Raw genomic sequence first — 11,280 nt, 5'->3', positions numbered from 1 at the left:
ACGGCTTTTGCGTCTTTCCGATCTGACCCTGTTTCCTGCGCAGGCGCTAGCTGACAGCGAACCTTGTCAGTGTTTATCAGCAGAAAGGGCGCCTTCGGTGCTCTTTCTGCTTCCACACGTCAGGCTTTAACCCGCGCCATATAATGCGCGTCGATCAGTTCACCGTGCCGCATTGCGAAGCCTTTAGCCGTTCCCTCAATCTCAAAACCGAAACGCTGATAAAGGGCGATAGCCGGGCCATTATCGACGAATACTGTCAGTTCCATTCGGCTCACCTGTAGCCAGTTTTCGCACAACGCGACCATTTCACGCATGAGTGCGGTTCCGACGCCACGCTGACGATAGCGTTCATCCACGCCCATACCCAGTGAGGCGACATGACGGCGTCTGGCGCGCTCTTCCACATGCAGCGCACACTGACCGACGACGACATCATCGATACAGGCCGCCAGCAGATGCGCATGGGGCTGAGGCGTCGCGAGACGGGTATGCCACATCTGGAGTGATGAGTGGGGCAAATGAAGTGTGCTGGCCTGGGTATCTGGCTGACCGTAAATCCTGTGCAGCGCAGCAGCATCTTCAGGCGTGACGTGGCGGACAACTATTTCATTCATGGTTTCTCCTTTAGCCCATTAAAACCCTTTAAACATCAAGGTATTCACCGCGTTAATCAGGGTAAAAAAAGTGAAAATGACTTTACAGACGCGAATGATAATGATTATTATTGTCATGCGTTCTCGGGAGGTCGCCCGACAGCCTGAGAAAGCACGACATTGCTCACATTGCTTCCAGTATTATTTAGCCAGCTTATCCGCTGGCTTTTTTTTTGCCTGCCCTTCTTCAGTGCTTTTCAGTCACTGCTCAATGCTCATTCAACTATTTTGAACAGAGGCGTGAAGTTTTTCAGCTATCAATCAGACCGCCTCAGGGACAGACTATAAAAAACATTGAGGAGATTTGAACATGATTTATGTACGCAAAGCTGAAGAACGCGGTCACGCAAACCATGGCTGGCTGGATAGCTGGCACACTTTCTCTTTCGCCAGCTATCACGATGCGAACTTTATGGGTTTCTCCGCGCTGCGGGTCATCAATGAAGATGTGATTGATGGCGGCCAGGGGTTTGGTACCCATCCTCACAAAGATATGGAAATCCTGACCTACGTGCTCTCCGGTACGGTTGAGCATCAGGACAGCATGGGCAACAAAGAGCAGATCCCGGCAGGGGAGTTTCAGATTATGAGCGCCGGCACCGGCGTACGTCACTCTGAGTACAACGCCAGCGAAAGCGAGCCGCTGCACCTTTATCAGATCTGGATCATTCCTGAGCGTACCGGTATCGAACCACGCTACGATCAGCGCCGCTTCCCGGATGTGCAGGGACGTCAGCTGGTGTTAAGCCCGGATGCCCGTGAAGGATCGCTGAAAGTCTTTCAGGACATGACCTTATCGCGCTGGGTAATGGCTGCCGGCGAACAGGACAATGTCGCGATTGATGCGGGACGTCGTATCTGGATTCAGGTGGTGAAAGGTGATGTTACCGTTAACGGCAACGCGATCACCACCAGCGATGCTCTGGCTATCTGGGACGAAAGCGCGCTGACCATTGAAGCCAGCTCGGCTGCAGAAGTCCTGCTGTTTGAGCTGCCACCGGTCTAAGCAGATAACGGGCGCGCATCGTCGCGCCCGGTTGGCAATTTTGTGACAGAAAAGTGATAGACTCATCGTACTTTAGCTTTAAGGGCGATCCCAGGCGCTACGATGAAGAAGAAAAGACCGGTATTACAGGACGTTGCCGATCGCGTCGGCATTACTAAAATGACCGTCAGCCGTTACCTGCGTAATCCAGAGCAGGTCTCCGTTGCCCTGCGGGATAAGATTGCGGTGGCACTGGATGAGCTGGGTTATATCCCCAATCGCGCCCCCGATATGCTTTCTAACGCCACCAGCCGCGCCATTGGCGTACTGCTGCCGTCACTCACAAACCAGGTTTTTGCTGACGTATTGCGCGGCATCGAAGCCGTCACCGACGAAGCCAACTATCAGACGCTGGTCGCCCACTTTGGTTACAACCCGCAAAAAAGAGGAGCTGCAACTGCGCTCGCTGCTGGGCTGGAACATTGATGGGGTTATCCTCACCGAACGCACCCATACACCAGGCACGCTGCGCATGCTGGAAGTGGCCGGTATCCCGGTGATTGAGGTGATGGACAGCGTCACGCCCTGCCTGGATATGGCGGTAGGCTTTGATAACGTTGAAGCGGCCCGGCAGATGACGCAGGCGATCCTCAGCAAAGGTCATCGTCATACCGTCTACCTCGGCGCACGCCTGGATGAACGTACGCTGCAGAAGCAGCGCGGTTACGAAATCGCGATGCGCGAAGCGGGGCTGACGCCACGCAGTGTGATGATGGAAGATGCCTCTTCATTCAGCGCTGGTTGTGATCTGCTGCGTGAGGCGCAGCGCCTTTACCCCGAAACAGATAGCCTGTTCTGTACCAATGACGATCTGGCGGTCGGCGCGATGTTTGAGTGCCAGCGCCAGGGATTGCAGGTGCCCTCTCAGATGGCGATAGCCGGTTTCCACGGCCATGACATCAGTCAGGTTGTCACGCCACAACTTGCAACAGTGCTGACGCCACGCGACCGCATGGGGCGCGAAGCCGCGGCGCTGCTGCTGGCGCGCATTGCCGGAGAAACCAGCACCTGCCAGCCGCTGGATGTCGGTTTTGAGATCAGTGAAGGTGGCAGCATCTGATTGTGGCGTTTTTATGAGTCAGCTCACACTTTCATGCATTTCCTGGTAAAAAGGTTGCCAGGCTGTTAAGCGGCCAGGAGAATGAGAAACGATATTGTTATCGGTAACATTGGCAAATTCTCACCTGCCGGAGCAGAAAAATGACAACGCAATCCCCGTCGCATCACGTTTTTATCCTGATGGGCGTTTCAGGCAGCGGAAAGTCTGCCGTCGCCAATCAGGTCTCTCACCAGCTGAATACAGCCTTTCTTGACGGTGATTTTCTCCACCCACGCGCCAACATCCTGAAGATGGCCGATGGTCATCCGCTGGATGACAACGATCGCCAGCCGTGGTTACAGGCACTGAACGACGCCGCGTTTGCCATGCAGCGCACCCAGGCAATTTCCGTGATTGTCTGTTCAGCCCTGAAGAAAAGTTATCGCGACATCCTGCGTCAGGGAAATGACAACCTGCGTTTCGTCTACCTGAAGGGCGATTTCGACACCATCGAAGCCCGCCTGAAAGCGCGTAAAGGCCACTTCTTCAAGCCGCAGATGCTGGTGACGCAGTTTGCGACGCTGGAAGAGCCGGGTAGCGATGAGCCGGATGTACTGGTGGTGGATATCGCGCATTCACTGGACGATGTGGTGGCGGCTACGGTTGCGACTATCCAGGACGCTATCAGCCAGGGTTAGAGATGAATACCGCAACACTCGTTTTGACCGCAGCAGGCTCCGTCCTGCTGCTGCTTTTCCTGGTGATGAAGGCCCGTATGCACGCCTTCGTCGCATTGATGTTAGTGTCCATCGGTGCCGGGCTGTTCTCCGGCATGCCACTGAATCAGATCGCTGAAACCATGCAGAAGGGGATGGGCGGCACGCTTGGCTTCCTCGCGATTGTGGTCGCGCTGGGCGCGATGTTCGGCAAAATCCTGCATGAAACCGGCGCAGTTGATCAGATCGCCATCCGGATGCTGAAAACCTTTGGTCAGAGCCGCGCCCATTACGCGATGGGCATTGCCGGTCTGATCTGCGCGCTGCCGCTCTTTTTTGAGGTGGCAGTCGTGCTGTTGATTAGCATCGCTTTTGCGGTGGCACGGCGTACCGGCGGCAATCTGGTGAAGCTGGTGATCCCGCTGTTTGCCGGTGTGGCCGCAGCGGCGGCGTTCCTGCTGCCCGGACCGGCGCCGATGCTGCTGGCTTCGCAGATGCACGCAGATTTTGGCTGGATGATCCTGCTGGGTCTCTGTGCGGCGATCCCGGGCATGCTGATTGCCGGGCCCCTGTTTGGCAACTTCATTGGCAACCACGTCTCGTTCAGCGCGCCGCCGGAAGATCATCAACCGGATGTCGATGAGAGCAAGCTGCCGTCGTTTGGCTTCAGCCTCTCACTGATTCTGTTTCCGCTGGTGCTGGTTGGCCTGAAAACCATCGGCGCACGCTTCACGACCGAAGGCACCACCCTGTATGAGTGGCTGGAATTTATCGGCCATCCTTTCACCGCAATCCTGCTGGCGCTGCTGGTGGCGATTTATGGCCTGGCTTACCGTCAGGGTATGGATAAAGAGCGGGTAATGCAGGTGTGCGGCAGTGCGCTGCAACCGGCCGGGATTATCCTGCTGGTGATTGGCGCGGGCGGCGTGTTTAAGCAGGTGCTGGTGGACTCCGGCGTGGGTCCGGTGCTGGGCAATGCGCTGACCGGCGCAGGACTGCCGATTGCGCTGGCCTGCTTTATCCTGTCAGGTGCGGTGCGGGTGATTCAGGGATCGGCAACAGTCGCCTGTCTGACCACGGTCGGATTGATCATGCCGGTGATTGAACCGCTGCACTACAGCGGCGCTCAGCTGGCGGCGCTGTCGATCTGCATCGGCGGTGGCTCAATCATTATCAGCCATGTGAACGATGCCGGGTTCTGGCTGTTTGGTCGCTTCACCGGGGCCAGCGAAGCGGAAACGCTGAAAACCTGGACGCTGATGGAAACCATTCTCGGTACCGTTGGTGCGGTGGTGGGGATGATCGCCTTCACACTACTCTCTTAATTACGTCGGTTCTGCGCTTCCCTGTCTTAATGGGAAGCGCAGATACTCTCCTACAGCTTCAGATAAGCCCGAATGCCGTCCAGGAACATCTGAGTTGCCAGCATAATCAGAATCAATCCCATCAGCCGCTCCAGCGCATTGACCCCTTTATCACCCAGCAGACGCAGGAACAGACCTGACATCAGAAGAATACCCACCGTCACGCCCCAGGCGATCAGCAGCGCGCCGACCAGGTGCGACATCTGATGCGGATATTGATGCGACAGCAGCATCAGCGTCGCCAGCAGCGATGGCCCGGCTACCAGTGGGATCGCCAGCGGCACCAGGAAGGGCTCTTCACCCGCCGGTAAACCAGAACTGCTGCTTTCCGCCGACGGGAAAATCATCTTAATGGCGATAAGAAACAGGATTATCCCGCCGGAAATCGACACCGTTTCAGTACGCAGATTCAAAAATGCCAGGATGCGTTCACCGGTAAACAGGAACAGCAGCATGATGATCAGGGCAATCAACATTTCACGGATCAGCACCACTCGCCGCCGTTTCGGCTCCAGATGCTTTAAAACCGACATAAAAATCGGCAGATTGCCCAGCGGATCCATAATTAACAACAATAATATTGTCGCTGAAATCATTTCAGTCATCGGTTTTACGCCATGTTGTTCACGAAAAAGCGGAGTTATTAGTTACGCTGCTGAAAAAGTTAGCGTAATCGAATTAATTCACTTGCTACCCGGCCTGCATTTTGTAGAGTGAAGGGACACAGGTAAATCTTATTATTACGCAGAGCGGCGTGAAAATAGCACGCCGCTCTCTCCTCTGAAATGAAAAGCAGGTGTAACTGCCTTAGACGGACACGACATGAAGAATGTAGGTTTTGTTGGTTGGCGCGGTATGGTCGGCTCCGTGCTGATGTCCCGCATGAGTGAAGAGCGCGATTTTGATGCAATCAATCCGGTCTTCTTCTCGACGTCGCAGCATGGTCAGGCGGCACCCGCATTTGCGGGCAAACAGCAGGGCACACTGCAGGATGCGTTTGATATTGAGGCGCTGCGGGCGCTGGATATCATTATTACCTGCCAGGGTGGCGACTACACCAGTGACGTCTATCCAAAGCTGCGCGCCAGCGGCTGGCAGGGATACTGGATTGATGCGGCCTCCACGCTGCGCATGAAAGATGATGCCATCATCATCCTCGATCCGGTCAACCATGCGGTGATTCGCCAGGGTATCGACAGTGGGATCAAAACCTTTGTCGGCGGTAACTGTACCGTCAGCCTGATGCTGATGTCGCTGGGCGGCCTGTTTGCTCAGGACCTGGTGGAGTGGGCTTCGGTTGCCACCTATCAGGCGGCCTCTGGCGGCGGCGCGCGCCACATGCGTGAACTGCTGACCCAGATGGGCATGCTGCACGATCACGTTGCGCCTGCGCTGCAGAACCCGGCCTCCGCCATCCTCGACATCGAGCGTAGCGTGACCGACTTCACCCGTTCCGGTACCCTGCCGACCGATAACTTCGGCGTGCCGCTGGCGGGCAGCCTGATCCCGTGGATCGACAAACAGCTGGAAAACGGTCAGAGCCGCGAAGAGTGGAAAGGCCAGGCTGAGACCAACAAGATCCTCGCCACCCGTAATGTCATCCCCGTTGATGGATTGTGCGTGCGCGTCGGGGCACTGCGCTGCCACAGCCAGGCCTTTACGCTGAAGCTGAAACGCGACCTGCCGCTGGCTGACATTGAGCAGCTGCTGGCCTCTCACAATGAGTGGGTCAAAGTGGTGCCGAATGACCGCGAACTGACGATGCGTGAACTGACGCCTGCCGCTGTCACCGGTACGCTGACCACGCCGGTTGGCCGGTTGCGTAAACTGAATATGGGGCCGGAATATCTCTCTGCCTTCACGGTGGGCGACCAGCTGTTATGGGGCGCAGCCGAACCGCTACGTCGCATGCTGCGGTTGTTAACCAGCTAAACAGAAAACATCGCCAAAGGCCGGATTTATCCGGCCTTTTTTTGTTTTTGTCGTACACGAAACAATCTGCCGTTTCGCTTACTCAGTGATCAACTTCCCTTTTTTTGCCGGTCGGTAAAGATTATTTTGCTTTAGTCCATGGCAAGTGCCGTGACCAAGCTATGATTTAACCATGATGTGCCACAGGTAACTCTTGTGCTTTCCGGATTAAATGGTTGTGGTACACGGCAAAAACACTTTTCCCACGGAATGGCCTGACTTCTTTGTCGTTGTACGTATGGCTCAATGAAGAGCAGCGCAGGTGAACCGCGACAGGCTGTGTCGCGTTCATTTCGGCTGCCAATTATCACAGGAAGAAAGTCATGTCAGAGCTTCCCGATCGCGATGCGATCAATGCCCTGTTTGCGGGTAATTATGCCGACCCTTTTTCGTTACTAGGGATGCACCGAACTCAGCAAGGCCTTGAAGTCAGGGCATTGCTCCCCGAAGCGCTTGAAGTGTGGGTCATTGAAACCTCCACCGGGCGCAAACTGGCTCAGCTGGTGTGTGAAGATGCACGTGGCTTCTTCAGTGGCGTTATTCCACGCCGCAAAAACCCGTTCCGCTATCAGCTGGCGGTGAACTGGCACGGCCAGCAAAACCTGGTAGACGATGCCTATCGCTTTGGTCCGCTGCTGCAGGAGATGGATCTGTGGCTGCTGGCAGAAGGGACGCACCTGCGCCCTTATGAGACGCTGGGCGCGCACGGTGACGTCATCGATGGCGTCTTCGGCACCCGCTTCTGCGTCTGGGCACCCAACGCCCGTCGCGTGTCAGTGGTTGGCGATTTCAACTTCTGGGATGGCCGCCGTCATCCGATGCGTCTGCGTCAGGAACTGGGCATCTGGGAGCTGTTTGTACCGGGCGCGGTCAACGGCCAGCTCTACAAATATGAAATCATCGACGCCAATGGCGAACTGCGCATCAAAGCGGACCCGTACGCGTTTGAAGCGCAGATGCGTCCGCAAACTGCGTCGATGATCTGTGGTCTGCCAGAGCCGGTTGAGATGAAAGCGGAGCGCAAGGCGGCCAACGCCTTTGACGCGCCGATCTCCATCTATGAAGTGCATCTGGGCTCCTGGCGTCGTCACACCGACAACAACTTCTGGCTGAGCTACAAAGAGCTGGCTGAACAGCTGGTGCCCTACGTCAAAGAGATGGGCTTTACCCATATCGAACTGCTGCCGATCAACGAACATCCGTTTGATGGCAGCTGGGGCTATCAGCCGCTGGGCATGTATGCGCCGACCCGACGTTTTGGTACCCGTGACGAGTTCCGCGCCTTCATTGACGCCGCCCATGAAGCGGGCCTCAACGTGCTGCTCGACTGGGTGCCGGGCCACTTCCCCAGCGACGATTTCGGTCTGGCAAGGTACGACGGCACCGAGCTCTATGAGCACAGCGACCCGCGTGAAGGCTTTCACCAGGACTGGAATACCCTGATTTACAATTTTGGTCGCCGGGAAGTGAGCAACTACCTGTCGGGCAACGCGCTCTACTGGACGGAGCGCTTTGGCATTGATGGCCTGCGTGTGGATGCGGTGGCGTCGATGATCTACCGCGACTACAGCCGCAGCGAAGGGGAATGGGTGCCGAATCAGTACGGCGGCCGTGAGAACCTGGAAGCGATTGAGTTTCTGCGTCACACCAACCGTACGCTCGGCACCGTGGCATCCGGTTCGGTGACCATGGCCGAAGAGTCGACGGACTATCCTGGCGTGACGCGTCCCACCGAAGACGGCGGGCTGGGCTTCTGGTTCAAATGGAATCTGGGCTGGATGCACGACACACTCGACTACATGAAGGTCGATCCCATCTACCGTAAGCACCATCACGATCTGATGAGCTTCGGCATGATGTACAACTACACCGAAAACTTTGTGCTGCCGCTGTCGCATGACGAAGTGGTGCACGGTAAGCGCTCGATTCTCGATCGTATGCCGGGCGATGCATGGCAGAAGTTCGCCAACCTGCGTGCTTACTACGGCTGGATGTGGGGCTTCCCCGGCAAGAAACTGCTGTTTATGGGCAATGAATTTGCCCAGGGTCGCGAGTGGAACCACGACGTCAGCCTTGACTGGCATCTGCTGGAAGGGGACGACAACTGGCACCACGGCGTTCACCGTCTGGTGCGCGATCTCAACCACACCTATCAGTACTACACGCCGCTGCATCAGCTCGACTTCGATCCGGCAGGCTTTGAGTGGCTGGTGGTAAACGATGCGGAACACTCCGTCTTCGCCTTTGTCCGTCGTGACCGTGAAGGCAACGAAGTGATCGTGGTCAGTAACTTTACGCCGGTGCCGCGTCCGGGCTATCGCTTTGGCGTTAACCAGCCTGGCTACTGGCGTGAAGTGCTGAATACCGATCAGCATGAGTATCACGGCAGCGACGTGCGCAACCATCGGGTGCATACCGATGAGCAGGAGAGCCACGGGCGACCGCAGTCGCTGAGTCTCAATCTGCCGCCGCTGGCAACGGTATGGCTGGTGCGGGAGGCTGAATGACCATCACTGCCGGAGATCCCGAACCGCTGGGTGCCAGTTACGATGGCAAAGGCGTTAACTTCACCCTGTTCTCACAGCATGCCGGGCGCGTAGAGCTCTGCCTGTTTGATGAGCAGGGTGCAGAACAGCGTCTTGACCTGCCTGGCCGCAGCGGGGATATCTGGCATGGTTATGTTCCGGCGTTGAAGCCAGGACAGCGCTACGGCTACCGGGTGCATGGTCCCTGGGCCCCGCAGCAGGGACACCGTTTTAATCCGGCGAAGCTGCTGGTTGACCCCTGCGCCCGCGCGGTTGAGGGCGATGTACCGGATGACCCGCTGTTTCATGGCGGCGAGGCGCAGCCCGATCCGCATGACAACGCGGCGATTGCGCCGAAGTCACGGGTAGTCGCGGAGGATTTTGACTGGCAGGACGACGTCGCACCGGGTATTCCCTGGGGTAACACGGTGATTTACGAAGCCCACGTGCGCGGCCTGACGCAGCAGCATCCGGAAATTCCGGAAACGCTGCGCGGGACTTACGCGGCGCTCGGTCATCCTGTTATGGTGAATTACCTGCGCAGTCTGGGGATTACCACCCTTGAGCTGCTGCCGATGGCGCACTTCGCCAGCGAGCCGCGACTGCTGCAGCTCGGCCTCAGCAACTACTGGGGCTATAACCCCTTTGCGCTCTGGGCGGTGGATCCCCGTTACGCCTCCGGTCAGCCGGACGTGACGCCGTTGCAGGAGTTTCAGCAGGCGGTCAAAAACCTGCACGCCGCGGGTATCGAAGTGCTGCTGGATGTGGTGTTCAACCACACCGCTGAACTGGATGAGATTGGCCCGACAATCTCCATGCGCGGCATCGACAACGCCAGCTACTACTGGCTCGATGAGCAGGGCGATTATCAGAACTGGACCGGCTGCGGCAACACGCTGAATATCCATCATCCGCAGGTGATGACGTGGGCTTTAGAGGCGCTGCGCTACTGGGTGCGTGTCTGCCACGTCGACGGCTTCCGCTTTGACCTCGCGCCGGTGCTGGGCCGCACACCGGATTACCAGCGTGATGCGCCATTTTTTGAGGCGATACGCGCCTGTCCGCTGCTCTCTCAGGTCAAGCTGATTGCTGAACCCTGGGATATCGGCCCTGACGGCTATCAGGTTGGTCGTTTTCCGCCGCCGTTTGCCGAATGGAACGATCAGTTTCGCGACACCGCGCGTCGTTACTGGCTGCACGGCGACATAAGCAACGGCGAGTTCGTCCGCCGCTTTGCCGCCTCCAGCGATCTCTACCAGCATGATGACCGGTCGCCACACGCCACGGTTAACCTGATCACCGCCCACGACGGCTTTACGCTGTGGGATGTGGTGAGCTTCGAACGTAAACACAACGAAGCGAACGGGGAAGATAACCGTGATGGTCACGGCGATAACTACAGCCACAACCACGGCAAAGAGGGGCTGAACGTCAGCTTCGACGTGATTGAACGTCGCCGTCGCAGCGTGCGGGCACTGCTGACGACGCTGCTGCTGTCACAGGGCACGCCGATGCTGCTGGCAGGCGATGAGCGCGGCCACACCCAGCGCGGCAATAACAACGCTTACTGTCAGGACAACGCCCTGAGCTGGCTTGACTGGCAGGCGGATGAGAAGGGATTAGTCGGATTCACCGCTGCACTGATCGAGCTGCGCCAGCGCATTCCGGCGCTGACCGCAGATCGCTGGTGGCAGGACGGTGACGGCAATGTGCAGTGGCTCAATGCCGGTGGCCAGCCACTGCAACACGATGAATGGGCACAGGGGATGCACAGATTGCAGATCCTGCTGTCCGGCCGCTGGTTAATAACAATAAACGCCACGGATACGGTGAATGACATCGTGTTACCAGACGGAGAATGGCGCGCCCTTCCTCCTTTCGCCGGGGACGACAACCCCATCCTGCTAACTGTCTGGCATGGTCCCGCACACGGTGTGTGCGTGTTCCAAAAGCAATCATAAGGAGTC

The 11,280-nt window shown here is 57.2% G+C and carries 8 protein-coding genes and 1 pseudogene; 7 read left to right on the top strand and 2 right to left on the bottom strand.

Going from position 1 to position 11,280, the window contains the following annotated elements; translation table 11 throughout:
• Nucleotides 1–119: 119 nt before the first annotated feature.
• Complete coding sequence (locus JNO11_RS17790; RefSeq protein ID WP_325177544.1) at nt 120–614, bottom strand: GNAT family N-acetyltransferase; 495 nt, start codon at nt 612–614, stop codon at nt 120–122.
• A gap of 349 nt (nt 615–963) precedes the next feature.
• On the opposite strand from JNO11_RS17790, the gene JNO11_RS17785 reads away from it, so the two are divergent.
• The 4 genes and pseudogenes from JNO11_RS17785 (at nt 964) to gntU (ending at nt 4,778) form a co-directional block, all read left to right on the top strand.
• Nucleotides 964–1,659, top strand: a complete 696-nt coding sequence (locus JNO11_RS17785; RefSeq protein WP_263054808.1) for a pirin family protein — start codon at nt 964–966, stop codon at nt 1,657–1,659.
• A gap of 102 nt (nt 1,660–1,761) precedes the next feature.
• Nucleotides 1,762–2,758 (top strand): annotated as a pseudogene (gene gntR / locus JNO11_RS17780) (gluconate operon transcriptional repressor GntR).
• A 140-nt stretch (nt 2,759–2,898) separates the two neighbouring features.
• On the top strand, nt 2,899–3,435 hold the full coding sequence (gntK, locus tag JNO11_RS17775) for a gluconokinase (RefSeq protein ID WP_010253272.1): 537 nt from the start codon (nt 2,899–2,901) through the stop codon (nt 3,433–3,435).
• 2 nt (nt 3,436–3,437) lie between these two features.
• On the top strand, nt 3,438–4,778 hold the full coding sequence (gntU, locus tag JNO11_RS17770; protein WP_010253270.1) for a gluconate transporter: 1,341 nt from the start codon (nt 3,438–3,440) through the stop codon (nt 4,776–4,778).
• A 50-nt stretch (nt 4,779–4,828) separates the two neighbouring features.
• On the opposite strand, the gene JNO11_RS17765 is transcribed toward gntU, so the two are convergent.
• Nucleotides 4,829–5,422, bottom strand: coding sequence for a YhgN family NAAT transporter (locus JNO11_RS17765; protein ID WP_003853054.1), 594 nt, complete (start codon nt 5,420–5,422; stop codon nt 4,829–4,831).
• Nucleotides 5,423–5,639: 217 nt separating this feature from the next.
• Between JNO11_RS17765 and asd the strand changes: the two genes are divergently transcribed.
• From asd to glgX, 3 genes are all read left to right on the top strand, one after another.
• Nucleotides 5,640–6,749: an aspartate-semialdehyde dehydrogenase gene (asd, locus tag JNO11_RS17760; protein WP_325177543.1), complete on the top strand. Its 1,110-nt coding sequence runs from the start codon at nt 5,640–5,642 to the stop codon at nt 6,747–6,749.
• 362 nt (nt 6,750–7,111) lie between these two features.
• Nucleotides 7,112–9,295, top strand: a complete 2,184-nt coding sequence (gene glgB, locus JNO11_RS17755; protein WP_010253252.1) for a 1,4-alpha-glucan branching enzyme — start codon at nt 7,112–7,114, stop codon at nt 9,293–9,295.
• On the top strand, nt 9,292–11,274 hold the full coding sequence (gene glgX, locus JNO11_RS17750; protein WP_325177542.1) for a glycogen debranching protein GlgX: 1,983 nt from the start codon (nt 9,292–9,294) through the stop codon (nt 11,272–11,274). Before glgB ends, glgX begins: the two co-directional genes overlap by 4 nt.
• The last annotated feature ends 6 nt before the right edge of the window (nt 11,275–11,280 follow it).

Source organism: Pantoea sp. 1B4, assembly GCF_016925765.1.
In the GTDB taxonomy this organism is placed as follows: domain Bacteria; phylum Pseudomonadota; class Gammaproteobacteria; order Enterobacterales; family Enterobacteriaceae; genus Pantoea; species Pantoea agglomerans.
Note: the sequence above shows the minus strand (reverse complement) of the source record. Positions and strands in the feature narration are given on the sequence as shown.

Coding starts and splice junctions, on each gene's coding strand:
- JNO11_RS17790 (WP_325177544.1), bottom strand. CDS start 614: ATGAATGAAATAGTTGTCCGCCACGTCACGCCTGAAGATGCTGCTGCG.
- JNO11_RS17785 (WP_263054808.1), top strand. CDS start 964: ATGATTTATGTACGCAAAGCTGAAGAACGCGGTCACGCAAACCATGGC.
- gntK (WP_010253272.1), top strand. CDS start 2,899: ATGACAACGCAATCCCCGTCGCATCACGTTTTTATCCTGATGGGCGTT.
- gntU (WP_010253270.1), top strand. CDS start 3,438: ATGAATACCGCAACACTCGTTTTGACCGCAGCAGGCTCCGTCCTGCTG.
- JNO11_RS17765 (WP_003853054.1), bottom strand. CDS start 5,422: ATGACTGAAATGATTTCAGCGACAATATTATTGTTGTTAATTATGGAT.
- asd (WP_325177543.1), top strand. CDS start 5,640: ATGAAGAATGTAGGTTTTGTTGGTTGGCGCGGTATGGTCGGCTCCGTG.
- glgB (WP_010253252.1), top strand. CDS start 7,112: ATGTCAGAGCTTCCCGATCGCGATGCGATCAATGCCCTGTTTGCGGGT.
- glgX (WP_325177542.1), top strand. CDS start 9,292: ATGACCATCACTGCCGGAGATCCCGAACCGCTGGGTGCCAGTTACGAT.